At 61.7% G+C, this 24,724-nt stretch carries 22 protein-coding genes; 13 read left to right on the plus strand and 9 right to left on the minus strand.

What is annotated here, in order from left to right:
• The first annotated feature begins 73 nt into the window (after positions 1 to 73).
• The 7 genes from L904_RS22955 to fhuB all read left to right on the plus strand — a co-directional run bounded on the left by L904_RS22955 (position 74) and on the right by fhuB (position 8,926).
• Complete coding sequence (locus tag L904_RS22955; protein WP_020809420.1) at positions 74 to 1,027, plus strand: DUF535 family protein; 954 nt, start codon at positions 74 to 76, stop codon at positions 1,025 to 1,027.
• A gap of 171 nt (positions 1,028 to 1,198) precedes the next feature.
• Positions 1,199 to 1,717, plus strand: a complete 519-nt coding sequence (locus L904_RS22960; RefSeq protein ID WP_035264557.1) for an RNA polymerase sigma factor — start codon at positions 1,199 to 1,201, stop codon at positions 1,715 to 1,717.
• Positions 1,714 to 2,691 carry a FecR domain-containing protein gene (locus tag L904_RS22965; RefSeq protein ID WP_020809418.1) on the plus strand — a complete coding sequence of 326 codons (978 nt, stop codon included), beginning with the start codon at positions 1,714 to 1,716 and terminating at the stop codon, positions 2,689 to 2,691. The genes L904_RS22960 and L904_RS22965 overlap by 4 nt, the downstream gene beginning before the upstream one ends.
• 182 nt (positions 2,692 to 2,873) lie before the next feature.
• Positions 2,874 to 5,279: a TonB-dependent siderophore receptor gene (locus tag L904_RS22970; RefSeq protein WP_020809417.1), complete on the plus strand. Its 2,406-nt coding sequence runs from the start codon at positions 2,874 to 2,876 to the stop codon at positions 5,277 to 5,279.
• A 38-nt stretch (positions 5,280 to 5,317) separates the two neighbouring features.
• Complete coding sequence (fhuF, locus tag L904_RS22975) at positions 5,318 to 6,070, plus strand: siderophore-iron reductase FhuF (protein ID WP_245267279.1); 753 nt, start codon at positions 5,318 to 5,320, stop codon at positions 6,068 to 6,070.
• Positions 6,060 to 6,947 (plus strand): iron-siderophore ABC transporter substrate-binding protein, encoded by an 888-nt coding sequence (locus L904_RS22980; RefSeq protein ID WP_020809415.1) that lies wholly within the window; start codon positions 6,060 to 6,062, stop codon positions 6,945 to 6,947. Before fhuF ends, L904_RS22980 begins: the two co-directional genes overlap by 11 nt.
• Positions 6,947 to 8,926 (plus strand): Fe(3+)-hydroxamate ABC transporter permease FhuB, encoded by a 1,980-nt coding sequence (gene fhuB, locus L904_RS22985; protein WP_020809414.1) that lies wholly within the window; start codon positions 6,947 to 6,949, stop codon positions 8,924 to 8,926. The genes L904_RS22980 and fhuB overlap by 1 nt, the downstream gene beginning before the upstream one ends.
• Positions 8,927 to 8,948: 22 nt before the next feature.
• Here fhuB and L904_RS22990 read toward each other — a convergent pair whose 3' ends face one another.
• Entirely contained in the window at positions 8,949 to 10,469 is a 1,521-nt protein-coding gene (locus tag L904_RS22990; RefSeq protein ID WP_035264519.1) for an MFS transporter, read from the minus strand.
• Between the two features lie 130 nt (positions 10,470 to 10,599).
• Between L904_RS22990 and L904_RS22995 the strand changes: the two genes are divergently transcribed.
• Entirely contained in the window at positions 10,600 to 11,454 is an 855-nt protein-coding gene (locus L904_RS22995; protein ID WP_003522061.1) for a LysR family transcriptional regulator, read from the plus strand.
• Positions 11,455 to 11,475: 21 nt separating this feature from the next.
• Here L904_RS22995 and L904_RS23000 read toward each other — a convergent pair whose 3' ends face one another.
• On the minus strand, positions 11,476 to 12,087 hold the full coding sequence (locus L904_RS23000) for a 3'-5' exonuclease (RefSeq protein ID WP_020811312.1): 612 nt from the start codon (positions 12,085 to 12,087) through the stop codon (positions 11,476 to 11,478).
• An 82-nt stretch (positions 12,088 to 12,169) separates the two neighbouring features.
• Between L904_RS23000 and L904_RS23005 the strand changes: the two genes are divergently transcribed.
• From L904_RS23005 to L904_RS23015, 3 genes are read left to right on the plus strand one after another with little or no spacing between them, the layout of a single operon-like run.
• Complete coding sequence (locus L904_RS23005; RefSeq protein WP_137396280.1) at positions 12,170 to 13,264, plus strand: PspA/IM30 family protein; 1,095 nt, start codon at positions 12,170 to 12,172, stop codon at positions 13,262 to 13,264.
• Positions 13,264 to 13,923: an OB-fold-containig protein gene (locus L904_RS23010; protein WP_020811314.1), complete on the plus strand. Its 660-nt coding sequence runs from the start codon at positions 13,264 to 13,266 to the stop codon at positions 13,921 to 13,923. The genes L904_RS23005 and L904_RS23010 overlap by 1 nt, the downstream gene beginning before the upstream one ends.
• Before the next feature lie 6 nt (positions 13,924 to 13,929).
• On the plus strand, positions 13,930 to 15,621 hold the full coding sequence (locus L904_RS23015; protein ID WP_020811315.1) for a flotillin family protein: 1,692 nt from the start codon (positions 13,930 to 13,932) through the stop codon (positions 15,619 to 15,621).
• 145 nt (positions 15,622 to 15,766) lie between these two features.
• Here L904_RS23015 and L904_RS23020 read toward each other — a convergent pair whose 3' ends face one another.
• Entirely contained in the window at positions 15,767 to 16,318 is a 552-nt protein-coding gene (locus L904_RS23020) for a TetR/AcrR family transcriptional regulator (RefSeq protein WP_020811316.1), read from the minus strand.
• An 81-nt stretch (positions 16,319 to 16,399) separates the two neighbouring features.
• On the opposite strand from L904_RS23020, the gene L904_RS23025 reads away from it, so the two are divergent.
• Entirely contained in the window at positions 16,400 to 17,281 is an 882-nt protein-coding gene (locus tag L904_RS23025) for an alpha/beta fold hydrolase (RefSeq protein WP_020811317.1), read from the plus strand.
• Between the two features lie 160 nt (positions 17,282 to 17,441).
• Positions 17,442 to 18,224, plus strand: a complete 783-nt coding sequence (locus tag L904_RS23030) for a pyrroline-5-carboxylate reductase (protein ID WP_020811318.1) — start codon at positions 17,442 to 17,444, stop codon at positions 18,222 to 18,224.
• A gap of 54 nt (positions 18,225 to 18,278) precedes the next feature.
• Here the strand turns inward: L904_RS23030 and L904_RS23035 are convergent, their stop codons facing one another.
• The 6 genes from L904_RS23035 to L904_RS23060 form a co-directional block, all read right to left on the minus strand.
• Positions 18,279 to 19,877, minus strand: coding sequence for an MFS transporter (locus L904_RS23035; RefSeq protein ID WP_020811319.1), 1,599 nt, complete (start codon positions 19,875 to 19,877; stop codon positions 18,279 to 18,281).
• A complete protein-coding gene (locus tag L904_RS23040) occupies positions 19,874 to 20,314 on the minus strand; it encodes a DoxX family protein (RefSeq protein WP_020811320.1) in 441 nt (146 codons plus the stop codon). Before L904_RS23040 ends, L904_RS23035 begins: the two co-directional genes overlap by 4 nt.
• A 189-nt stretch (positions 20,315 to 20,503) precedes the next feature.
• Positions 20,504 to 22,486, minus strand: a complete 1,983-nt coding sequence (locus L904_RS23045) for an amidohydrolase (RefSeq protein WP_020811321.1) — start codon at positions 22,484 to 22,486, stop codon at positions 20,504 to 20,506.
• Positions 22,486 to 22,776 carry a XapX domain-containing protein gene (locus L904_RS23050; protein WP_003523921.1) on the minus strand — a complete coding sequence of 97 codons (291 nt, stop codon included), beginning with the start codon at positions 22,774 to 22,776 and terminating at the stop codon, positions 22,486 to 22,488. The genes L904_RS23045 and L904_RS23050 overlap by 1 nt, the downstream gene beginning before the upstream one ends.
• A 72-nt stretch (positions 22,777 to 22,848) precedes the next feature.
• Positions 22,849 to 23,541 (minus strand): hydrolase, encoded by a 693-nt coding sequence (locus tag L904_RS23055; protein WP_020811322.1) that lies wholly within the window; start codon positions 23,539 to 23,541, stop codon positions 22,849 to 22,851.
• A 143-nt stretch (positions 23,542 to 23,684) separates the two neighbouring features.
• Positions 23,685 to 24,617 (minus strand): VOC family protein, encoded by a 933-nt coding sequence (locus L904_RS23060; protein WP_003523923.1) that lies wholly within the window; start codon positions 24,615 to 24,617, stop codon positions 23,685 to 23,687.
• Positions 24,618 to 24,724 lie beyond the last annotated feature (107 nt).

Consider the following 24,724-nt stretch of genomic DNA (forward strand, 5'->3'; position numbering starts at 1 on the left):
GTTTCTCGACAGAATCTCGACAATTCCGGCGCATGCCCCGGCTGAACGCTCATGTTCTGCCGGAAGCCCATGTATGTCGCGCATTCAAGATGCTGCCGTTCTGGCAGCGAAACGCCCGGTCACCGATGAGGTGGTCCAGACGGTTTCGGAAACACCTCATTTTTTGTTGTTCCGGAGAATTGTTACCTTTGCCGGACGTGCCCACTGGAAGCGGGCAGTCCTTTTCTGGATGCGTTTTGCAGCCAATCCATTGGTCACCTTTCGGTGGTGGTGGTTTCTGGCCGGGTTTTCAGCGGAACGAGAATTACCGCTCCCGCATGACGACCTTCTGCAAAAACCCCTGTCGAAATTCCTGATCAATAAAGTTTCCCGGAAGAGACGGCTGGCTTTTCTCATGAATAATTTCGCAATTGCGGACCGGCATTTTCCCGGAAGCACCATGGCCGGGCTGTGGGCGGGAAAAACCATGGACATGGGTACCGTTCGCGGCCGGAACGATGAATATCGATGCATCCTGGCGTTGGCGGATCGTTGCGGCGGCCGGCACGAGGGCGCTTTGGCTGTCAGGCTCGTGCGCGACCATGACAACGCTGTTCTGTGGACGGCGACATTTACTTTTCTGGAAGGATGCGAAACGCAACACCACACGATTGTCGTCGGAGGCATGCAGGGTCCGCGCGCCGCAAAAGAGCAAATGGTGTCGGTGACGCGCGATCTCTCGGGACTTCGCCCCAAGGAAGCAGCGCTGATGGTTCTGCAAGGTCTCGCCTGCGAGGGTGCGCTCAGCTACTTCGCTGTCGCCCATTCCAGACACCCCATCCGCTACCGTCGCGCCCGGCGGCAAAAAATGATGGTTTCAGACATCGATGCCTTCTGGCGGGAACGCTCCGGCGAACCGGACAAGACATTCGGTTTCAAAGTGCCATTCTCCAGCCTCGAGGGGAGAGACAAGCGCAGCCACATGAAATTGTCTTTTTTCAACCTCGGCAAACGCTTCCGAGAGGGCAAGGCAACCGAAAGCGCCTAGGGATATCGTGGAGAAAGTCTTGCGGGGAAGGGTCGGGAGGCTCCGCCCATGCCCATATTTTCGCGCCGCATCGTGGTGCGAAAGTTACAGCCGATAAATATGATAAAAAAAATCATCTTTATCGGCTCGGCCGTCTTGCTGCGCGCGGATGGCCGGTGTTATCCAGAGACCATGCAGCAAATTGACAGCCCGGATCTTCTGGACGCGTTTTTGAATGTGAAGAGCAAGCTTGCCGCGGCGATCTATCACCGCGTACGTTGCCACGCGACCACCTTCGATCTCGTGCAGGACACGTTCCTGCGATTGTGGGAGCGGCGGAAGCTGCTTGGCCTCACGGGCGATCTTTGCGGTTATGTCATCATCACCGGCAGAAACCTTGCCATAGACCATGAGCGGCGCAAGCGTATCGCCCCGGTCTTTACCGGCATCGAACATCTTGCTTTCGTCGCCGATCCCTCGCCCACGCAGGAAACCTGCATGATCGGGCGGCAGGAGCTGGAACGCCTGCAAATGCTTGTCGATGCCCTGCCGCCGCGATGCCGGGACGTATTTCTGCTTTCGCGCATCGAAGGCCTGACCTTCGTGGAAATCGGCCAGCGGCTGCATATTTCGCCGAAAACCGCTTTCGGCCATATGGTCACCGCTCTTGAAAAGCTGAAGACCGGCATGACGCCGCCGGGCGAGAGATGAAGGTGGCCGGAGGCAAAGATGCGACTGCGGAGACGCCGGCCGGCCGCGAAACCGCAGCCCAAGGTGACGAAGCCGCAATAGCGCATGCGGCGGCAAGCTGGTTTGCGCATTTTCTGGAGCCCGGTGCAACCGCAGCCGACGAAAGCAAATTCCGTCGCTGGATCGAGGCCGACGAGCGGCATGCTCGCGCCTATGCCGATATCGAGCGCATATGGCTTGGCGCCGGCATGGCGCCGCAGCTTGCACAGGCGCAGCCGCTTGGCCGCCGTCGGTTGCTGAAAAACGGCGCGGCGGGACTTCTGCTGATCGGCGGCATCGGAGCGGCAGCCTGGCAGACGACACGCCCGGCGGGTGACTATGAAACCGCGATTGGCGAGACCCGCAGCATCGCACTTTCCGACGGTTCGACCGTTGAGCTTTCCACATCGAGCGCCATTTCCGTGAATTTCACCCCGCAACGGCGGCAGATCACGCTGCTGTCGGGTGAGGCGTTCTTCCGGGTCGCGCCGGATCGGAACCGGCCATTTTCCGTCATTACGGAAGACCTGGTGACCACGGCGCTCGGTACCGCCTTTTCCGTCTGTCGCGCGGGTTCCTCCGTCTCGGTTTCGGTGGCCGAACATGCCGTCGAGGTCGCCGCCAGACAGTCGCGGCAGGCGGTGGAGGCCGGTTACAGCATCTCCTACCGCGACGGTGTTCTCTCGCGACCCGAAGCAACCGATATCGAAACACGGCTTGCCTGGCGGCAGGGCAAGCTGGTCTTCATCTCGACGCCCCTCAAAGAGGTCGTCGCGCGACTGGAGCAATGGCGTCGCGGCCGCATGATCGTTCTGGGCGATGCGCTCGGCAGACAGCCGGTGACGATGATCGTCGATGTCAGACGCCGGGAAAAAATCGGGCAAATCCTCGAAGAGGGCCTGCTCGTCACGGTCACCGATTACTCCCCCTGGCTGTCGGTCATCCGCCAGCGCTAGAGCATTTCAAGGAAAAGCGGCGCGCGGTTCTCCGTCCGGAAATGCGAAAACACTCCAGGGGCATTGCCTGCACACGCGCTTAAAAAAATTTTGTCCGGGGACCGAGGTTTTGCGCAAACGGAATCGTACTCGTGTTTTGAGGCCGTCATTGCGGCAACAGGAGCAGGGGAAGGTATATTACCGTGTCTAAGCGTAAAAATCATTTCAGCCACCGTCATTCAGCAACCGGATCATTTCGTATCCTGCTTCTCGCCACCGTCGCCGGCCTTGCCCTGACCGGCCCTCTGCCGGCGGCCGCACAGACGGCGACGCAGGCAAGCGCGCTGCAATTTTCAATCGCGCCGCAACCGCTCTCGAGCGCGCTGGTGCGTTATTCCTCCATCACCGGCGTCGATGTCGTGTTTAACGGCGAAATTCCGGCGACGGTAAGGACGGCGGGTGTCACAGGTGCGTTCAGCCGCAAGGATGCCCTCACGCGCCTGCTTGCCGGAACCGGCCTTTCCTACACCTTCACCAGCGCCAACACCGTGCGGCTCAGCAACCCTGGCGCCGCCGCAGCGCCGGTTGCGGGCTCCACCCTGCTCCAGCCCATCGAACTGACAGGCAACAGGAGCGGTGGTGACAACGCCACCGTGGCGGCCAAGAACAGCTCCGGCGCCACCAAGCTCGATACGCCGCTCATCGAGACGCCCCGCTCGGTCGCGGTCGTCACCAAAAAGGAAATGCAGCAGCGCGGCGTGCAGGACATTATCGAGGCCGTGCGCTACTCCGCCGGCGTCACCACCGGCACCGCCGCCGGCTTCGATCCGCGCTTCGACCAGATCTATATTCGCGGCTACGACGCCACCACCATGGGCGACTACAAGGACGGGCTGCGTCAGCCCTATTTGAACTACGGCATGTTCCGCACCGATCCCTATTCGCTGGAGCGTGTGGAAATCGTCCGTGGCCCGATCTCGGTGCTTTATGGCGCAGGCACGCCCGCCGGCATCGTCAACAAGACATCGAAGCTCGCAAACGGCACGCGCATTCGCGAGGTTGAGGCGCTTTACGGCACGGAAACCCGCAAGCAGGCCGCCTTCGATATCGGCGACACGATAGACGCTGACGGTACATTGTCATACCGCGTGGTCGGACTGGCGCGCGCCGGCGACACCAATTTCGATATTGCCGACGACCGCTATTTCCTTCAGCCGTCCTTTACCTGGAAGCCGTCCGACCAGACCAGCCTCACCGTTTACGGGCTCATCCAGTCCACCGAAACCGACGCTTCGGTCGCAGCACTGACCGATCCGGCCGGCAATGTCCTGCGGCTGCGTGGAAGCGATCCCGACTACGACTATCAGAAGATCCGCCAGCAGCAGGTGGGCTATAATTTCGAGCACGAATTCAACGATACCCTGACCTTCAGGCAGAATCTGCGTTATTCGCATATGGATCTGCGCAGCCGTTATCTCGGCGTATCGAGCTGGACTGGCACCGTCGCCCATCGCGATCCCTGGGCGATCCGCGACGACATGAAGGCCTTCCAGGCCGACAACCAGCTTGAATGGAGCTTCGACACCGGCCCCGTTTCCCATACGCTGCTGACCGGCCTCGACTACAGCAATGTGAAGTCTTCATTCGCCTATGGTTATGCATCCGGCGGCTCCGCCTTCGACTTCGATATCGCCAATCCGCGCTACGGTTTCTCCGGGCCGACACCCGCCTACAGCGCCTATCAGTCGGAAGCCGATCTGCGGCAGGTCGGGCTTTACGCCCTCGACCAGATGGAACTGGACAAATGGCGTTTCACCCTCGGAGGCCGGCAGACCTGGGTGGACCAGACCCGGCAGGGACCGGTGACGGAAGACGTGCAGAAGGACGCCTTCACCGTTCAGGCAGGCGCACTCTATGCCTTTGACAACGGCGTTTCGCCCTTCTTCAGCTATGCCACCTCCTTCGATCCGGTTACCAAGCTTTCCGCCACCGGCGAAACGCTGAAGCCCACCGAAGGCGAACAGTTCGAACTGGGCGTGAAATATCAGCCGCCCGGAACCGACATCATGCTTTCGGCGGTCGCCTATCATCTGGCGGAAAAGAACAAGCCCGTGGCGATCGATCCCGCCGGCCTGATATTCCGCTCGCTCGGCGAGGTGACCAACAAGGGCTTCGAACTGGAGGCGAAGGCCAATATCGCCACCGGCTGGGATGTGATCGCCGCCTATAGCTACACCCACTCCAGGATCACGGCGGGCGACGATGCCGGCAATACACCTTCCTCGGTGCCGACCCATGTGGCCTCTCTCTGGGCGAACTATACCTTCCAGGAAGATACGCCTCTCCATGGCCTCTCGGCCGGAGCAGGCCTGCGCTATGTCGGTGAAAGCTATACCAGCACCAAAAACATCGCGAAGAACGATGCCGCCATCTATCTCGACGCCGCTCTTTCCTACGATTTCGGCGCGCTCGACAAAGACTATGACGGCCTCGTCGCGTCCTTCAACGTCCGCAACATCGCCGACGACCGCAATGTCGCCTGCACGGACGGCTATTGCTATCTCGGACAGGGCAGGAACATCACGGCGTCCCTGAAATATCGCTGGTAACCGTGGCGACCGCAGGCGGCAACCCGGTGGCGGGGCGCATGGCGAAGACCATTGCGCCCTGCCCGCAATCCGCGCATGAAGAGCTGCCGGACTTCGCGTCCGTCGGCTCTTTCGGCTATTGCACGGACAAGTTCCTGCTTGCACCGCCCTGCGGTGCGGAGGTTCTGCCCTGCCGGCAGCTTGTCTGCGAAGATGTTTTTTGCGGCTTGATGACCCGCCACAACGCTGCCCATCCGGACGCCGACCCGAGAGCCACGGCATCGCTCTGGACACTTTATTATTTCAGCCTGCTGACCATCACGCCCACCGTCTGCCGCCTCGTACACGGCCGCCGCCTGCCCCTGGCTCTCGGCGATCTGAGCGTGATCATCGATGCGGAAAACGCCCTGCCGGTGGCATTCCTGCTCCCCCACGCCGGCGATCAGGCCGGCAAGGCATCCGCGCCCGAAGATTTGCATGGGCTTTTGCGCGATCACCTCGCGGCACTCATTCCCTCCATCGCCAGGGCTTCGAAACTTGCTCCCAAATTGCTGTGGAACAATGCCGCCGTCTATCTGTCGTGGATCATCGGGGAAATCGAGACGCAGGCCGATCCGGCGCTCGCACGCGCCTGCCGGGCGGTTATCGACGATGCCCTGTGGCCGGATGGCAGCCGCAATCCCATGTCCGGCATAGTGGTTAAAGGCAACAGGCGCATTTGCTGCCTGCGATACATGATCCCCACCATTGGCGGATGCGGCGCAAGCTGCCCTCTACCCTGCGGACAAAACCGGGACACGCATGATGCCTGACCATTCGCCCACTCGCCGGCTGCTGATGGTCGCAGCGCTGACCCTGCCATGGCAGAGCGTGGCGAAAGCGGCGATGCCGAAGGGTGGCATCGTCTCGCTCGATTACGGGCTTGCCTCCACCCTGCTCGCGCTCGGCACCGCGCCGACGGCCATCGCCGCACGCGCGGACTGGGACACATGGATGGTGGAGCCTGCCATGCCGGAAGGCGTGGCCGACCTCGGCTTGACCGCCGAAATCAATTTCGAAGTGCTGGCGAGGCTGAAGCCCGACGTCATCCTGTCAACGCCTTTCCTTGCCTCGCTTACCCCGAAATTACAGTCGATCGCTCCGGTGATGGAGTTTTCCATCTATACACCGGAGAGCGACGCCCTGACGGCGTCCTACGCCGCGACCCGCAAGCTTGCCGCGGCCCTCAACAGGGAACAACGTGGAGAGGATTTCCTCTCACGGGCCGAAGCCTGCTTTGCCGATTGCCGCCGCCGGCTTGAAAAATTGCGGCCGCCGCCGGTCGCCGTCATCAATTTCATGGATGAGCGCCATGCGCGGGTCTATGGCGGCCCCGGTCTTTATCAGGGCGCCATGGAAAAGATCGGTCTGGCCAATGCCTGGCCGGGAAAGACCAATTATTGGGGGTTCGAAACCATTGCGCTGGAGGCGCTGGCCGCCCTTTCGGCGGATGCCCGGCTCATCGCCTTCGAACCGCTGACACCGCCCGACATTCTCTCGCGGCTCGATCAAAGCCCGCTCTGGAGCAATCTGCCCTTCGTCCGGGCGAGCCGGGTCTCCACCCTTCCCGGCGTGCTGATGTTCGGCATGGTGCAGGAAGCCATGCGGTTTGCCCGTCTGGTGACCGAGCATCTGGAAAGCCACGCCTGATGCCGCCGGTCCTCCTGCGCCTCCTCACCCCCGCTGGTGTTGCCGCCAGCCTCTTCCTCCTCGGCGCCATCTTTGCCGTCAGCGATATCTGGCCGGATCTGCATCGATTGAGCGGCGACGGTGCGCAATATGATGTTGAGCGGCTCATGCTGCTCTATTCCACCCTGCCGCGCATGGCGACGGCGCTTCTGGCGGGCGCTGCACTGGCTCTGGCCGGCGCATTGTTGCAGCAGGCCTTGCGCAACCCCCTCGCCTCGCCCTCGACGCTCGGCATTTCAGCGGGCGCCAATCTTGCCGTTGCCGCAACCATGTTCGCCTTTCCCACCCTGGAAGGCATCAGCCGCGATGTGGTGGCGATGGCAGGCAGCGCATTGGCCGCCCTTGCGGTGTTTTCCATCGGCGCAAGACGCGGATTCTCACCGCTGTCGCTCGTCCTCGCCGGCCTGATGATCGGCATCTGGTGTGCCGCCGCCTCGGCCATTCTCGTCCTTCTCAACGAACGGTATCTGAGCGGCCTGTTCATCTGGGGTGCGGGGTCGCTGTCTTTGCAAAGCTGGGCCGTTCCCGTCACCCTCTTTCCGAAAATTGTGGTCCTGGCCGCGCTTGCCGGGCTGATCATGCGGCCTTTATCGCTGATGGAACTGGGGGATGTCAGCGCCGGAGCGCTCGGCCTTTCCGTCGTGCGGCTGCGGGTTCTTGCGGTATCGATCGCGGTCTCCTTGGCCGCGCTTGTCACCAGCGCCGTCGGCGTCATCGGTTTCGTCGGCCTTGTCGCACCCGCCATAGCGCGGCTTGCGGGCGCCCGGCGCATCGCCCAGCAAATCCTCTGGTCTCCGCTCATCGGCGCAGGGCTGCTGCTTCTGACGGACGAAATCGTCAAACGCCTTTCGGATATCACCGGCGGGCTGATACCGACCGGCGCCATGACGGCCCTGTTCGGCGCGCCGCTGGTGCTGTTTCTGCTGCCCCGCCTGAGAGCCATGCAGAGGGAATTGCCCGCTCCGCCGCCGGGCATCGTTAAACAGCGTCGCCTTTCCCCCATCATGGTCCTGTCTTTCGTTAGCCTGCTGGCTGCGGGCGTAACGGCCGCCATTCTTTTCGGCCGCGCGCCGGATGGAAGCTGGGGTTTGCTGCCCGTCGGTGAATGGAGCGAAATCCTACCCTATCGCTGGCCGCGGGTCGTCGCGGCCTTCGCAGCCGGGAGCCTGCTTGGTGCAGCCGGCGCCATTCTCCAGCGCCTGACCGGCAACGAGATAGCAAGCCCGGAAGTGCTTGGCGTTTCAGCCGGTGCGACGCTGGGCATGGCCGTCGCGCTTTTCGCCTTCACCGCTTCCGGGCCGATGCTGCAACTGGGTTTTGCGAGCGCCGGCGCCGCCGCGGTTCTTTTCGCCATCCTGTCGCTCGGCCTCAGGTCAGGCTTCACGCCCGAGCGTGTTCTTCTGACCGGCGTGGTGCTGACGGCCATGCTCGACGCCGTGATCGGCGTGCTGGCGGCCGGCGGAGACCCGCGCGCCATGATGATCATTCGCTGGATGGGAGGCTCGACCTATCTCGTCGATGGTTTCACCGCCCGGATCGCGGCCGTCTGCGCGGTGGTTTTCGCAACCATGGCCATTCTGGCGCATCGGTGGCTTACCCTGCTGCCGCTCGGCGCGGGCGCAGCGCGGGAACTCGGCGTCCATGTTCCTTCAGCACGGGCCGCACTGTTCATTCTCGCGGCCGCCATGACGGCGGCGGCGACGCTCATCATCGGCCCCTTGAGTTTTGCCGGGCTGATGGGGCCGCACCTTGCCCGTGAAATCGGATTTCGGCGCGCCGGCCCGCATCTCATCGCCGCGGCACTCGCCGCCGGCTGCCTGATGGTGCTTGCCGACTGGGTGGGGCGGATGGCAGCCTTTCCCTACCAATTGCCCGCCGGCCTGGTTTCCGCTCTCGTCGGCGCACCGCTGCTCATGCTCCTGCTGGGGCGAAGGAAATAGCCTTCCCTTTGCGGCCGTCGCCCTAACCTTGGGCAGGCTTTCGCGCCGGGCCGAAGATCATGAAGCTGATGGCGGCGAGCAGCCAGACACTGATGCCGGCATAGAGCATGACGAGGCCGAACCCGTCCGCAAGCGCCCGATGGACGAGTTCTTCCGAAACGCCCTGCGCCGAGGCGCCGGCAGTTCCCGCCGCGATCTTTTCCGCCAGCGACTGTAATTCATGCACATCCGCACCGGGCTGCGGGTTCGCCCGAAGCGAAGCCCGGACGCCCTCCACCAGAATAAAGCCCATGATCGGGATGTTGATGGCGAGCGAAATCATCCGTGCGCTCATGTCGATGCCCGAGGCCATGCCGGAACGGGCGGGGGAAACCGCTCCCGTGGTGGTGTTGGTAACAGGCGTATTGGTCAGCCCGAGCCCGATACCGGCGAGGATGCAGCCGGGCTGCATGGTGAGCCAGTTCGCATTTTCGATGCCGCTTCCCAATTTCATCAGCATGAAACCGAGGCCGATGGTGAACAGCCCGGCCGGAATGACGAGGCGCGGCTGGTAGCGCAGCGACAGGCGCTCCGCCAGCGGCGGTATCACCAGCGCCGGCAGCGTATAGGCAAGCAGGCCAAGGCCGGCGGTGACGCTGTCATAACCGAGGCCCGCCTGAAACCAGATCGGCAAATAGATCATGAACGGCCAGAAGCTGATATTCATCGCCGCCGAACCGATGATCGCCCCGGAAAAAGGCCGAATGCGAAACACGGAGAAGTCGAACATCGGTCTTGAACTAAGCTTTTCAGCAATCACGAAGGCAATGAAGCTCGCAGCCGCGACGCCGAGGATCAGAAGCGCCGCCGGGCTCACAAAACCGAGCGCGGGTCCCTGCGTGATGAAAAAGGCAAGGCAAAAAACGGCGGCCGAAAGGGTGACCATGCCGGCAAGATCGAGACGCGCCGCCTCCGGATCGGGCGATTCTCCGACGCCACCCGTGGCAAGCAGCCATGTTCCCGCGCCAAGCACGACGTGAACGAGGAACACCCATTCCCAGCTCCACAGCGCAACGATGGCGCCGCCGATGATCGGGCCGAAGCCCAGCCCTACGCCCGAGACGATGCCCCACCAGCCGAACGCCATGCCGCGTTCGCGGGCCGTGCGAAACTGATGCGACAGGATGGCGATCTGGCACACCAGCATCGCCCCGCCGCTCAGCCCCTGAAGGAAACGGGCGCCGATCAGCACCGAGACGTTTTCCGTCATTCCGCAGGCCAGAGAGGACAGCGCGAAAGCGACGATGCTGGCGATAAAGACACGTTTGCGGCCGAAGCGATCTGCCAGCGCACCCGTCGCCATCAGCACCATCGTCACGCCGATGGTATAGGCGTTCATGATCCACTGAAGCTGGCGGAAATCCGCATGCAGCACCTGTTCGAGTGTTGGCAGGATCGCCGGAACGCTGGAAATTTCCAGTCCGAACATCAGGGCGGAGAGACAAACGGCAGCGAGCGCCATGGCGCTTCTGCTGCTTGCTGGTGCGGCAACGGCAAGGGTCATTCTTCAGCCTTTCATGGGTCGGTTCGCACTTGCGAAAACCGATCTGTGGAGGAGGCACGCTAGACAAAGCTTGACCATAACTGAATTGGATGATTGGCTATTTCAGAGACAACAAGTTGGAATAATCGACATGAGCACGCTGGATGTGGAGGCGGTCGAAGCCTTCGTCACCATCGCCGATATGCAGAGCTTCACCCGCGCTGCCGAAGCGCTTGGCACCACCCAGGGTGCTATCAGCGTCAAGCTCAAACGACTGGAAGACAGGCTCGGCCAGCGGTTGCTCGAACGCACGCCGCGCTCAGTACGGCTTTCAGCACAGGGCGCGGTATTTCTGGCGCCCGCCCGCGAGTTTCTCGCCGCGCATGACCGGGCGCTGGCGGGTCTTTCCTCCCCGCGCCGCCGCTTCGGCCTTGGCATCGCTGCCCATGTGGCGGGACCGGAGGTTCCGACCCTGCTTGCACGCCTCAACGACCATGACCCCGGGCTTACGATTGAAGTCCGCATGGATCATTCCCGATCCCTGCTTGATGCCTTCGACCGTGGGGAGATCGATGCGGCAATCATCCGGCGCGAGGACGACCGGCGCGACGGCGAGGTGCTCGGGCCGGAACATTTCGGCTGGTATGCAACCCCGCAATTCGAACACCGTCAGGGTGAACCGCTGCGGCTGGCGGCGCTCTCGCCCGCCTGTGGCGTGCGTGACATCGCCACCCGCGCCCTGGATGCGGCTGCGATTGCGTGGACGGAGGTGTTTCTTGGCGGCACATCGTCGATGGTGACCGCCGCCGTCTCGGCCGGGCTTGCGGTTTCCGCCTTCTCTTCCCGCCTTGCACCGCCCGGCACCGTGGAGGTCAGCCAGCGTTTTGGCCTGCCGCCCCTGCCCTCCACGGAAATCATCATGTTCTCGACCCTGACGGACAGCAGATCCCGGGAAGCCTTACGCACGCTTGCCGCCGCTTTTCGCGAACATCGGCCGGGATCGTGACGCAATCCCGCCTGACACCGGCTAAACGCCGAACGCTTCCGGCGTCAGTTTTCCGCCCCTCAGCAGATGTTGCAGCGTATAGGAAACCGAAAGCGCATCATCGAGCGCATCGTGCCCCTGCAATGGCGGATGCTCGACGCCGTAATAATCGGCCAGCCTGTTGCTCGGCGTTTTTGCCAGGTCCTCCACCGGCATTCCCGCTGCAAGCAGAAGTTTGACGGCATTGTCGAAACGCCCGGCAGGGATGGGCGGCTGGATGCCGGCGACATAACAGCTGATCGCCACCATATTCAACTCGTCCTTGCCCCATGACCAGCATTGGGCACCTTCCGTGAAACTGTCGAAGCTTGAAAGGGCCTCCTGCAAGGGCACGCCTTCCGCATCGATGATCTCCCCGGTGATACCCGTCAACCCGGTGAAGAACGGATCGATCGCATATCTTCCGCCATGACGGTCGACCGGACATATATAGGCCTTATAGGTCCCCAGAAGCGGAAAATCGCCCTCCAGCCCAAGCCTGACGGCACCAATCTGCGCAATAACCGGATCGGGATCATGAGCCGCACACCAGAACCTGCGCTGGGAACCTTCCAGGCAGAGGAACTCGCAGTCAAATATGATTGCTTTTTTCATGAACCAACCTCTCCTTTCGCAAGGGTCATACCTTGAAAGCACAAATGAAGTGCTTTATATATTTCGCATGAGCACGAAGCTTTTGTCCAACGTTGTCCTCGCACTGAATCTCTCGGAGGGGAACCGCTCTTCTCTCGAAGAGACGCTCCTTGCCTATCGGCGGGCGATGGCGATCCTTGACCGGACTGAAGGCGCCAATCTCGTAGCCTTGCATGCGGCAGCTTATGAAGAGATCAGGGTCAAGACCAGCCTTCCTTCCCGCATGGTGACGCTGGCTCTGCGCGACCATAGCCAGCGCGATCCACAGGAGCCGGTGCGGGACATTCCGCTCGACAGCAAGCTCTTTTCGGTCAAGGGGCCGGATACGGTGAGCATCGCCACCCTCTCGGGCCGCGTCGTGGTGCCCTATACCGTCCGTGGCTATCACGACGGCTGGAATGACTTTTCAGAAGCGCGCCTCGTGTTCGAGGGCGAAACCATCAGCATCCATGCCGGAATAAAAACCGGCTTTCAACCAAACAGGGAGGCTTCGATGAACAATGAAGGTATTCTTGGGCGACTCGGGCGTGTCATCGCCGGTGTCATGAACAATGCTGTCGATGCGGCGGAGGCGTCCAATCCGGTTGCGGTAGCGCAGCAGGCGGTGCGGGAAATCGCTCAGATCGCCGATGAGGCCCGATCCGCGCTTGGCGTGGCGGTCGCAGCCGGCCATCGCTTGAAAGCCAAGGCCGCCGATCTCGACGAAGAAATTCGCGACCTCGACGACAAGATCAGGATCGGACTTGAAAACGGCCGCGAGGATTTGGCCCGCGCGGCAACCGGGCTGCAGATCGATCTGGAAGCGCAGCGGGAAGCGCTGAACAAGGCGATACTCGAGAACGCTGCCGAAATTGCCGAGGCGGAAACCACATTGCGTAGCATCGCTTCCGCAAAGGCGGATGCGCAAAAGCGGCTTGAGGACGCCAAGCGCGCCGAACGCATCGCACCGGCAACCGATACGACCCCATCCCAGCGCAACGACCGCCGTCTGGCTGATGCGCTCGACGCCATCGAAAGAGTAACCGGCACCCCCGCCAAGCCCAATAATGGAACGGCGGAGGTTGAAGAACTCGGCCGGATGCAGCGCCAGAGCGCCATCGAAGCACGACTCAAGGCATTTCGTGAGGGGCAGCGCTGATGGAGAGCATTGTCCAGCCAGGCACTGCTCCCTTCTGGATCGCCTTGCTGACGGTCTTCGGCCTCGGCATCGTCGAACTCGTCTCGGTCCTTCTTGGTGTATCGGCTTCGGGACTGCTTGACGACAACTTCAGTTACCACGCGCCCGGCGATGCCGAGGCGGGGTTACTCGGCAGCTGGATGTCCTGGCTTAATGCGGGCGGCGTGCCGCTTCTTGTTCTGGCAGTCATCCTGCTCTCGGCTTTTTCCGTCGCCGGGTTCTTCATTCAGGGGATCGCTTCCGCAACGCCGCTCGGGCCCTTGCCACCCTATCTGGCCATGACCGGTGCCATTGCCGCCGCCCTGCCGGCCACGCGGTCACTCAGCCGCGCTGTTGCGAAGGTCATTCCACGCGATGAGACAAACGCGCTCGAGCAGACCGATTTTCTGGGACTTGTGGGCACGGTCACCATCGGGCCTCTCGATCAGGGCAAGCCCGGCACCGTGCGGGTCAAGGACCGGCACGAGAATATTCACTTCCTGCGCACACAGGCTGCATCCGGTCACACGATCGATACGGGTGCGCAGGTATTGATCGTCGACGGTGCGGACGGGCTTTTTCAGGCCATTCCCGTACCGACGGACCTGGAAATTCACCATAGCGGGCATCATAGGGGCTAACTCACCATGGATTTCTTTTCTCTGGGCCTGATTGCGGGGGCCATCGTCACGGCCATCGTCGTCATCGGCATCATCATGACATCGCTCTACACGCGGTCGACACGCGACAAAGCCTATGTAAGGACCGGCCTCGGCGGTAAGAAAGTCGTTCTCGATGGCGGCGCCATCATCCTGCCGATCTTCCATTCCTATTCCTGGGTCTCTCTCAGCACATTGCGGCTGGAAGTGAAAAGATCCGAACATGAATCCCTGATCACCAAGGATCGCATGCGAGCCGACATCACTGCCGAATTTTACGTGCGGGTTAAACCCGATGCAGAAAACATCGCACTTGCCGCCCAGACACTCGGCGACCGGACAAATGATGCCGATGCGCTGAAGTCACTGGTCGAAGCGAAATTTGTCGACGGTTTGCGCTCGGTTGCCGCGACCATGTCGCTGCGCGATCTTCAGGAGCAGCGTGCCGAATTCGTCAAATCCGTACAGGCGGCCGTCGCGCACGATCTGCAGTCCAACGGTCTGGAACTGGAATCGGTCTCGCTGACACGGCTCGATCAAACCGATATCAAGCACTTCAACCCCAACAACTCGTTCGACGCGGAGGGCCTGACGGCGCTCACCCGGATCACCGAAGAGCGTAAACGCGAACGCAACCAGATTGTCCGCGACAACGAAGTCGAAATTGCCACGAAGGACCGCGAAGCGGTGCTGCGGCGCTTGACCATCGAACGCGAACAGCGCGATGCGGAGCTGACGCAGGAGCGCGATATCGCCAACAAGACGGCGGAAACGCGGGCGGAAGCGGCAAGGGCCGAGCAGGCGGCCCGCCTCAACGAGGAAACGGCAAAGCTCGATACGGAACGCGGCATCGCCGAACGGGATGCTCAAGCCCGCCAGGCGCGTGAAACTGCCCGCATCGAAGCCGAGCGCGGTATTGCCGAACGCGAGGCGGAAGCGCGCAAGATTACCGAAACGGCGCGAATCGAAGCCGCTATCGCCGTGGCACAGAAGGTGGAGCAGGAACAGGCCGCCCGCGCCAAGGCGGACGAAGCCAAGGCTTCCGCCATCACTGCGGAAGAACAGGTGGCAACAGCCCGCGAAGTGGAAATCGCCGAACGCGCCAAGCGCATCGCCGTGATCGACGCACGCAAGGCGGCAGAGCAGGAGGCGACGGCCATCACGGTAAAGGCGGAAGCCGAACGGCAAGCCGCCGAAAACCTGGCTGCCGCCACCAAGATCGGCGCCGAAGCTGAGGCACAGGCCGCGAAAATCCGTGCCGAAGGCGTCATCGCTCTCGGCGATGCAGAGGCGCAGGCGGAACGTGCAAAGAACGATGCTCGCAATGCGCTATCGGGCGACATCATCGCATTCGAACTCGCCCGTGCAAGGATCGCCATCATTCCCGAAGCACTTTCCGAGGCGATGAAACCCATCGAGAAGATCTCCGATATCCGCATCTTCAGCGCCGGTAATCTGGCCGGCGCCCTCGGTGGCGGCGGCGACGTCAAAAACGGCAATGGCCTCGGCGATCTTTCGAGCCAGCTTCTCAGCTTCACTGCGCAAAAGCCGGTTCTTGACGAAATCCTTGCGCAGGCCGGCTTCAAGGGTACGGACCCGACACAGGCTTTGTTGGCTGCATCAATCGCGAACGCCACGGATCAGCCGGCATCGGGAAAAAAGCAACCTAAAGAGACGTAAAACAGTCCTGTCTCTCCTACGGCAACGACAACAAGCGCAGCCAGCCTGAAGGCGGCCGCGCTTTTCATTTACTCCGCAGCATTCAGTAATCAGAAGCACCGATGGCTCCGATCAGGCCTCTGCGTGAAAACGCGCCGGCATACGCCTAGGCAGACTGACGCAGGCTGCTCTCCAGCGTTTCGAACGATGTCAGGTCCTGACGGGCCAGCGAAACAACCCAAGCGCCCTGCAGCCCGATCACCAGTCTTTCGGCATCGGTCTGCGGATCGTGACTGCCCAGACGCCTTGCCTGAGCTGCGATCCTTGCGGTCCAGTCGCTGAGCACATCCGCACCGATCTGGCGCAAATCGGGCTTTTCATCGCCGGCCTGAATGATGCTGAGCACCGGGCAACCCATGATGCGGCCACTTTCCTGCGAGAGGCGGACGATCGCACGGCACAGCGCCACCGAGCCCGAAGCGAAGCTCTCCGCGCCCTCGAAACTCGCATCGATCAGCTCTGCCACCTTCCGGCCCGCCCATCGCGTCGCCTCGGCGGCAAGCTGCTCCTTGCCACCGGGAAAATGATAATAGAGAGAGCCTTTCGGCAGGCCTGTCTCCGCAAGAATTTCAGCCAGTCCCACACCCGCATAACCGCGCCGCCGAAACAGCGCGGAGGTGGCCCGTATCAGAGCGTGGCGGTTCTTGCTTTCGTCCATTCGCCTGTTTTAAGCGCTGTAGACCGTTTGGTCCAGAGATGTTATTAGACCAAACGGTCCAGGAGGAGGAGGAAGGGATGGATGACTGATATTGCAGAGAGCCGGGAGATCGACATTGTTTCGGAAGGGCACAGGCTCGCCGGCCGGTTCTTTCCGCCCAGGGGGCCAGCCCGCGCGCATCTTGTCCTTCACGGGGCAACAGGTGTTCCGGCGCGCTATTATCGCGCCTTCGCCACATGGGCGGCCGCTCAGGGCGTCGGTGTCCTGACCTATGATTATCGCGATTTCGGCGCATCCCGACAACGCCCCGTTCGCGAAAGCCGGGCCACGATGGCCGACTGGGGAATTGCCGATCAGACAGCGGCCGAGGCCGCACTTTGCCGGATAGCACCGGAAGGCCCCCTCTGGCTGCTCGGCCATTCCCTCGGCGGGCTGACATTTCCTTTTCGACGCCATGACGAACGGCTTGAGCGTGTCATCACCATCGGCTCGGGCTTTGCCCATGTCAGCGATCACCCATGGACCTATCGGCCCACGGTCATCGCCTTCTGGTATCTGCTCGGGCCTGTCAGCACGACACTCGCCGGCTATCTTCCAGGCCGAAGGCTGCTGCTGGGTGCGGATCTGCCCGCCGGAATCTACTGGCAATGGCGGCGCTGGTGCACAAGCCGGGATTTCTTCCGGCACGATATCGGCAAATCATTGCCAGAACCGGATTTTTCCGCCACCCGCTTCGATCTGCGCATGATGACGATGGCGGACGATGTGGTGGTGCCGCCCGCCGCCGTCTGGCGTTATGCAGATGTTTTCCCGCAGGGAAGCGTCAACCGCAGAACCCTGCGCCCGGAAGAATTCGGTCTCACCTCGCTGCGCCATATCGAGGTCATGTCAGAGCGTGCAGCACCGGCATGGCCGGCGATATTGGGGCTGGAAGAAACGCCCACCGGGAAGGATACGCATTGATTTTACGGCGCCCGAATAGCCGTGTTCCGGTCCGCGACCGTATCGTCCAGCCGGCATAAACCGGGCGTGGCTCCGCCTCGACCGCAAATTTACCCCTCTGCTTGTCGACAATTCCGGACGGAAAAATTAGCATCACGCGAAACACCGCAGCGGAGCAATCATGTCACTTCCCCAGAAAATCGGTTTTATCGGAACAGGAGCCATCACCGATGCGATGGTCAGGGGCCTGCTCGCCAGATCTGCCGCCGTGCCGCATGTCATGGTGTCCCAGCGCAGTGCCGATATCTCGGCGAGGCTTGCCACCGATTTCCCGCAGGTGATCGTCTCCGGCGATAATCAGGCAATCGTCGATGGCTGCGATACCGTCATGCTGGCTATCCGGCCGCAGATCGCTGAAGAAGTCATCCGGCCCCTGCGGTTCCGGGACGGGCAGAAGATCGTCAGCGTCGTTGCCGCAACCGGCCGCGAGGCGCTTCTGGACTGGATGGGCGCGGATGTGCGTCTCAGCCAGGCGATCCCGCTGCCCTTCGTTGCCCGGCGCAAGGGCGTCACCGCCATTTATCCTGCCGATACGGATACGGCTGCCATCTTCAACGTGCTCGGCAATGCGGTGGAATGCGAGACCAAGGCGGAATACGATCTTCTGGCCGCCGCCAGCGCTTTGATGGCCACCTATTTCGGCATCATGCAAACGACGACGGAATGGCTTGCCGAGAAAGGTCTGCCGGAAGAAAAGGGGCGCGCTTATCTCGCGCCCCTCTTTGCCGGCCTTTCCGAGGTGGCCCTGCTTGCCGGCAGCAGGACGGATTTCATCGATCTCAGCCGTGAATTCGCCACCAAGGGCGGCCTCAACGAGCAGGTGCTGCTGGATTTCGACGGCAAGGGCGGATCAGGGGCGCTGAAAGATGCGCTGAGCCGTGTATTGGAGCGGATCACGCAATAATCGGACAATCGCATGGCAACAACGAAAAAGGGGCCTTTTCGGCCCCTTTCCGTTTTACGCCTTCCCCGGCCGGTTGATTGTGAGGAAGTGCCGCACCACCGGCTTTTCCAGCCCAGAATGATAAGCCAGCACCTTGCCCTGCAAATCCGCATCCGCGTGGGAAACCCGCTTGTGCTGGCGCAGGTGCTCGGCCCAGGATTCCACCATGAACCATTCGACGATCTTCTGCGGATCGGCGGAGTCCTCCGTCACGCCCCAGCCATAGGCGCCGTCGCGGCGACGCTCCTGGGAAAGCTCATCCAGTGCATGCAGGAAAGCGGAGCGGTGATGTTTTTCGACATTATATTCGATGAGGATCAGAACCGGGCCGCGATCATGGGCTACCGGCTCGGCCACGAGCGGTTCGGGCCAATGGTTGGACGGCACCATATCCGCATCGCCCGCAGGCAGCTTCAGGCGGTGCATGACGAGACCGGCAATGAAAAGGCCTGCCGCACCGATGAGCAGCGTGCCCGGCACGCCCGCCGCTTCACCCACCGCACCCCAGCCGATGCTGCCCGCTGTCATCGCGCCGTTGAAGACGGTGAGATAGACGGCGAGACCGCGGCCGCGCACCCAGTTCGGCAAGATCGCCTGGGCTGCGCCATTAAGCGTCGTCAGCGCCGTGATCCAGGCACCGCCGAGAAACAGCAGGATGACGATGGCAAGCCATTTTGGCGGCGCGAAGGACAGGCCGGCCATGACGAGCGCGGTGGTGAGAGCCGCACCCAACAGCAGGGCATCGGCATCGAAACGGTCGCGCAATTTCGGCATGACCAGCGCACCGCCGATGGCGCCGGCCCCGACAGCGCCGAGCAGGATACCGTAGAAGCTTGCGTCTCCGCCGAGCAATTGCCGGGCGACCAGAGGCAACAGCGCCCAGACGGCACTGGCGAATGCAAAGAAGATCGCAGCCCGCAACAGGACGACATGCAGCGGCCGGCTGGCGCGGGTGTAACGGAGGCCCGCCCGGAATGCGCCGAAGAAACCTTCCGCCAAAGCATCATTGGCGTTCTTTGCCCGCGGCCACCATAGAAGCGCGGCGATGACCACGAAATAGCTTGCGACATCGGCACCATAGGTGAATGCCGCCCCGAAAGCTGCAAGCAGGATGCCGCCGGCGGCAGGACCGATGGAGCGGGCGATATTGATGCCCAGCGAGTTCAGCGCCACGGCGCTCTTGATATCCTCACGCTTCACCAGTTCCGGCACGATGGCCTGCCAGGTCGGCCCCATCAGCGCAGCGCCGATACCGCCGAGGAAGGTTAGCCCGATCAGCGCGCTGACGGACAACAGGCCGGTATGGGAAAGAACCATGAGGGTGACGCTGACCGAGGCCAGCAGAAGCTGCACGGCGATCAGGAACTTGCGGCGGTCGAGAATATCAGTCAGCACGCCGGCCGGGATCGCCAGAAGAAAGATCGGCAGGGTTCCGGCCGCCTGAACCATGGCGACGGCCGCCGGCGAGGCCGAAAGATCGGTCATCAGCCATGAACTGGCGACATCGCGCATGAAGCTGCCGGTATTGCCGAGCACCGTCGCCGCCCAGAGGACCGCGAAAACCGGTTGTGCAAGGGGAGCAAAGCTGCTCGCGGAGGATTTTGCAGCACTCATTTGCCTGTTCCTTTCGTGAGATCGATTGCGGCGACGATGATGAAGGCACCGGCAAGGCCAAGATGCTCGAAGAAGGCGTTGGTGGCCATCATGCGGTCCATGCCGGGCGCCATTTCCCAGAAGCGGAGAGCGATGAAGGTCGCGAGAAGCGTGAAGCCTGCAAGCGCCAGAGCACCGACCCAGCGCAGGAATCCCGACACCACCAGAGCGGAGGCGGTGAGTTCGAACAGGATGACGACGACAGCGAATGCGACCGCCGGCTGAAGGCCAAAATGGTTCATCTCGGCAATCGCGCCGGGGAAGTCGAAGATCTTGGTCAGCGGCCCCTGAATATAGGCCGAGCAGAGCGCCAGAAGCGCAAGGGTTTTTGTGGCGGGTGCGGCAACGATATCGGCGAGAAGCCCGCGAAGGCGAAGGGTTGAAGACGGCTCAGTCATTTTCTGCTCCTGCGATCTGGCCGGTCGGTTCGAGCGGCGCTGCGTTCATCTGATGGAGCGATATTGGCGCAAAGGATTATCGCCAACAATTGCATCAATAGTTTCGATATAATTGCGTATTTCGCAATATTCTCGAGTGCACCGGGCATCGGCGATCCGCTGCCCGGTGGATTTTTCTGCTGGCCGGGCTCAGACTGCCCAGCAGGAGCAGCCCAGCGCTCCGAAGAAGCCCTTCAGATCGGCAATCGGCAATTTCGACGTCCATGCGCCGGCATGGTCGTGGCCGTGAACGCCGCAATCATTGTCGCAGCCGCATGAGGAGATCGCAGCCCGTCTGAGCGAGTTCTTTCCAGCGCCCTGCGGCTCCCCCCAGGCGGCATAACCGCCGAAGGTTCGCACAGGCGACCAGTCGGGCATCGCCGGCGGAATATTGCTTTCATCCAGCGTTCTGAAGTCGCCGGCGCCATAAACGACCTTGCCGCCCACCATGGTCAGTTCAGAGGTGAGGAAGGAAATCTCATCTTCCGCGCAGGAGAAATAATCCTTGTCCGGCACCACGAGATCGGCGAACTGGCCTTTTTCGATGCGGCCCTTCTTGCCTTCCTCATTCGAGAACCAGGTGACTTTTTCGGTCCACATGCGCAGCGCCGTCTCGCGGTCGAGGCAATTGGCGCGCGGATAAAGCTGCATGCCGCCGACCGTCTTGCCCGTCACCATCCAGAACAGCGACACCCATGGATTATAGGAGGCGACGCGCGTTGCATCCGTGCCGGCCGAAACGTTCACGCCCTTTTCCAGCATCCGCGCAATCGGCGGTGTGGCTTCCGCCACGCCCTGACCGTAACGCTCGACGAAATATTCGCCCTGATAGGCCATGCGGTGCTGGGTGGCGATGCCGCCACCGAGGGCGGCAATGCGGTCGATGGAGCGGTCGGAGATGGTTTCGGCATGATCGAAGAACCAGTTCAAGCCTTCGAGCGGGATATCCCGGTTGACCTTTTCGAAGACATCCAGCGCCCGCGAAATCGTCTCGTCATAGGTGGCGTGCAGACGCCACGGCCAGCGGTTTTCCGCCAGAATCCGGACGACGTCTTCGAGCTCACCTTCCATTTCCGGCGGCATGTCCGGCCGCGACTGGCGGAAATCCTCAAAATCGGCAGCGGAAAAGACCAGCATTTCGCCTGCGCCATTGTGCCGGAAATAGTCGTTGCCCTGCTTGTATTTGACCGATGACGTCCAGTTGAGGAAATCTTCCTTCTCCTGTTTCGGCTTCTGCGTGAAGAGATTGTAGGCCAGCCGAACCGTCATCTGGTTCTCATCCGACAGTTTCTGGATCACCTCGTAGTCATCAGGATAATTCTGGAAGCCGCCGCCCGCATCGATCACGCCGGTCACACCCAGCCGGTTCAGCTCACGCATGAAGTGGCGGGTGGAATTGACCTGATAATCGAGCGGCAGCTTCGGCCCCTTGGCAAGCGTCGAATAAAGAATGCCGGCATTCGGCTTGGCGAGCAGCAGGCCGGTCGGATTGCCGTTCGCGTCGCGAGTGATCTCGCCGCCGGGCGGGTTCGGCGTGTCCTTCGTGTAGCCGACGGCGCGAAGGGCTGCGCCATTCAGTAGGGCCCGGTCATAAAGATGCAGCAGGAAGACCGGCGTATCCGGCGCTACCGCATTGATCTCCTCGATGGTCGGCAGGCGCTTTTCGACGAATTGATGTTCGGTGAAGCCGCCGACGACCCGCACCCACTGCGGCGCCGGGGTGATCGCCACCTGACGCTTCAGCATGTCCATGGCATCGGCAAGCGAGCGCACACCGTCCCAGCGCAGTTCCATGTTGAAGTTCAGGCCGCCGCGCACGACGTGGGTGTGGTTGTCGATCAGGCCGGGCAGAACCCGCTTGCCCTTCAGGTCGATGATCTTCGTGTCCGGCCCGGCAAGGGCCATGACTTCGGCATCGCTTCCCACCTCCAGAAACAGGCCGTCCTTGATGGCGACTGCCGTTGCATTCGGATTGCCGCGGTCGAGCGTCGTGAAGCGGCCATTGTGCAGGATCGTATCTGGATGCATGGAAGAACCTCCGGTCTTGATGGGATCAGCGGCCTTAGCCGGTGAAAACAGATTCGGAAAGGCAAGGCTCGAAGCCGCGCCAAGGAAGGTGCGTCGTGTCGGCATCAGCTTCTCTCCCGCTCGGTCGGCTGTTTGACTTCGGCGAGACCCGTGGTTTCAGCGCCACCCTTCGGCATATGGCCGAACATGTGCGGCTTGATCTGGTTGATCCACGAAACGACGGCCGGTTCCTTGCCGGCGATCGTCTTCGCGAAAGGAATGATCTGCTCCCCAACCAGGATGCCGAGCAGGCCGACGAGAGCGATGACGGGCGGTGCGGGAGAACGCACATTGAGCAGGCTGTAGACGATGCCGACCAGCAGGCCGGCGCCGAGGGACAGAAGATAGACTTTCATGGGAACCTCCTCGATGGGTGAAAGCCGCACCGGGCTGGATATCGATCCTGCCGGCGCGGCGCGGTTGAAAGCTTATTTCTTGGCCGGGTTGGGGCCGATGCGCTTGCCGTGCTTGACGCGCTCTTCGCCGCCATGGACATGGGTGACGGCATAGTCGATGCCCATGCCGTAGGCGCCGGAATGTTCCTTCACCAGCGAGGTGACGGCGTCATAGGTTTCCTTGCGTGCCCAGTCGCGCTGCCATTCCAGCAGCACCTGCTGCCAGGTGACGGGAATGATGCCGGCCTGCACCATGCGGTCCATGGCATATTTGTGCGCATCGACAGAGGTGCCGCCGGAGGCGTCCGCCACCATGTAGATCTCGTAGTCTGCGACATCGTGGAGCGCGGAGAGCGCAAAGGTGGTGTTGCACACTTCCGTCCAGAGGCCGGAGACGACGATCTTCTTGCGGCCGGCCGCCGCATTCTTCGCCAGCGCATCGCGGACATTCTGGTCATCCCAAGAATTCATCGAGGTGCGCTCGAGAATGTCGTTTTCCGGGAAGACCGCGAGCAGCTCCGGGAAGGTGTTGCCGGAGAAGCTTTCCGTTTCGACCGTGGTGATGGTCGTCGGGATATTGAAAATCTTTGCCGCCTTGGCGAGGCCGACGACATTGTTCTTCAGGGTTTGCCGGTCGATAGACTGCACACCGAAAGCCATCTGCGGCTGCTGGTCGATGAAGATGAGCTGGCTGTTGGCGGGGGTAAGGACTTCGAGCTTAGACATTTTCAGTTCTCCGTTCAGGTGGTGGTTGCCGATCTGCGGCGGTGGAAATTGAGAAGGCTTCGCCGGCCGGCTCCCCGGCAGGGGCAGCCGTCTTGAAAAGCGAGGATCTATCTTGGTCAGTGGATGCGGATCAGAGATCCGCTTTATGCCGCAAGCGGCGCAAGGTTCGCCTCGATCTGATTGCGGAAAGGCTCGTAGCGGTTCGGCAGCTTGAGCGCTTCGCCCAGATGCGCGGTATCCTCGTCACGGTCGAAACCGGGTTCATTGGTGGCGATCTCGAACAGGATGCCGCCCGGCGTGCGGAAATAGATCGCCCAGAAATAATCGCGGTCGATGACGGGGGTGACCTGATAACCCGTATCCATCAGCGCCTTGCGCACTTCCAGTTGCTTCTCGCGGTTTTCGACTGCGAAGGCGATATGGTGGACCGAGCCTGCTCCCGACCGGGCAAAGGGTGTCTTGGGCAAGGCTGCAAGATCGATCGTATCTGCCCCGTTGCCGCCGGGAATGACGAAGCGCGTCACATTGCCTTCAACGTCAGTCCGCTCATAACCCATGAAACGCAGCAGTTCTTCGGTTGCGGCAGTGTCATGCAAATTAAAACGTGCGCCGGTGAAACCGCGTATGGCGTTGTCTTCGGAAATTCCCTCGGCCAGCCAGGCAGCACGGGCGTCATCGCCTGTTTCGATCAGTGCAAGGCCATCGCCATCGGGACCGGTGAAGCGCAGGCGATTGGCGCCGAAGACCGTGTCGGCCTGAATGCCGGCGGCGCCTTTGGCAAGGAGACGCTCTTTCCAGAAACCCAGCGAACCCTTCGGGATGGAAAACTGCGTCTCGCCCACTTCGCCGACGCCGGGACGGCCGGCCATCATGTTGGCGAAGGGAAAATAGGTCATGACCGTGCCGGGCGTTCCCTTTTCGTCGCCGTAATAAAGGTGATAGACGCTGGGTTCGTCGAAGTTGACGGTTTTCTTCACCCGGCGCAGGCCGAGCGTATCGGTGAAGAAACTGTTGTTCTGCCGCGCATCCGACGCCATGGAGGTGACGTGGTGCAGGCCCTTGATATCCTTGATCATCGTCGGCGCCTTTCGTCTTCGGTGTGTCCGTTTCGATGGACAAAGATGTAACCCGCTTGATTGCATCGCGGAATTGCAATATTTTTCTCGAATGAATTGCGATTTTT

It is taken from the genome of Agrobacterium sp. LY4, from assembly GCF_001526585.1.
Lineage (GTDB): Bacteria > Pseudomonadota > Alphaproteobacteria > Rhizobiales > Rhizobiaceae > Agrobacterium > Agrobacterium leguminum.

Coding starts and splice junctions, on each gene's coding strand:
- L904_RS22965 (WP_020809418.1), top strand. CDS start 1,714: ATGAAGGTGGCCGGAGGCAAAGATGCGACTGCGGAGACGCCGGCCGGC.
- L904_RS23040 (WP_020811320.1), bottom strand. CDS start 20,314: ATGACTGAGCCGTCTTCAACCCTTCGCCTTCGCGGGCTTCTCGCCGAT.
- L904_RS23010 (WP_020811314.1), top strand. CDS start 13,264: ATGGAGAGCATTGTCCAGCCAGGCACTGCTCCCTTCTGGATCGCCTTG.
- L904_RS22990 (WP_035264519.1), bottom strand. CDS start 10,469: ATGACCCTTGCCGTTGCCGCACCAGCAAGCAGCAGAAGCGCCATGGCG.
- L904_RS23020 (WP_020811316.1), bottom strand. CDS start 16,318: ATGGACGAAAGCAAGAACCGCCACGCTCTGATACGGGCCACCTCCGCG.
- L904_RS22960 (WP_035264557.1), top strand. CDS start 1,199: ATGCAGCAAATTGACAGCCCGGATCTTCTGGACGCGTTTTTGAATGTG.
- L904_RS23045 (WP_020811321.1), bottom strand. CDS start 22,486: ATGCCGACACGACGCACCTTCCTTGGCGCGGCTTCGAGCCTTGCCTTT.
- L904_RS23050 (WP_003523921.1), bottom strand. CDS start 22,776: ATGAAAGTCTATCTTCTGTCCCTCGGCGCCGGCCTGCTGGTCGGCATC.
- L904_RS23055 (WP_020811322.1), bottom strand. CDS start 23,541: ATGTCTAAGCTCGAAGTCCTTACCCCCGCCAACAGCCAGCTCATCTTC.
- L904_RS23015 (WP_020811315.1), top strand. CDS start 13,930: ATGGATTTCTTTTCTCTGGGCCTGATTGCGGGGGCCATCGTCACGGCC.
- L904_RS22955 (WP_020809420.1), top strand. CDS start 74: ATGTCGCGCATTCAAGATGCTGCCGTTCTGGCAGCGAAACGCCCGGTC.
- L904_RS22995 (WP_003522061.1), top strand. CDS start 10,600: ATGAGCACGCTGGATGTGGAGGCGGTCGAAGCCTTCGTCACCATCGCC.
- L904_RS23060 (WP_003523923.1), bottom strand. CDS start 24,617: ATGATCAAGGATATCAAGGGCCTGCACCACGTCACCTCCATGGCGTCG.
- fhuB (WP_020809414.1), top strand. CDS start 6,947: ATGCCGCCGGTCCTCCTGCGCCTCCTCACCCCCGCTGGTGTTGCCGCC.
- L904_RS23000 (WP_020811312.1), bottom strand. CDS start 12,087: ATGAAAAAAGCAATCATATTTGACTGCGAGTTCCTCTGCCTGGAAGGT.
- L904_RS22980 (WP_020809415.1), top strand. CDS start 6,060: ATGATGCCTGACCATTCGCCCACTCGCCGGCTGCTGATGGTCGCAGCG.
- L904_RS23035 (WP_020811319.1), bottom strand. CDS start 19,877: ATGAGTGCTGCAAAATCCTCCGCGAGCAGCTTTGCTCCCCTTGCACAA.
- fhuF (WP_245267279.1), top strand. CDS start 5,318: ATGGCGAAGACCATTGCGCCCTGCCCGCAATCCGCGCATGAAGAGCTG.
- L904_RS23030 (WP_020811318.1), top strand. CDS start 17,442: ATGTCACTTCCCCAGAAAATCGGTTTTATCGGAACAGGAGCCATCACC.
- L904_RS23025 (WP_020811317.1), top strand. CDS start 16,400: ATGACTGATATTGCAGAGAGCCGGGAGATCGACATTGTTTCGGAAGGG.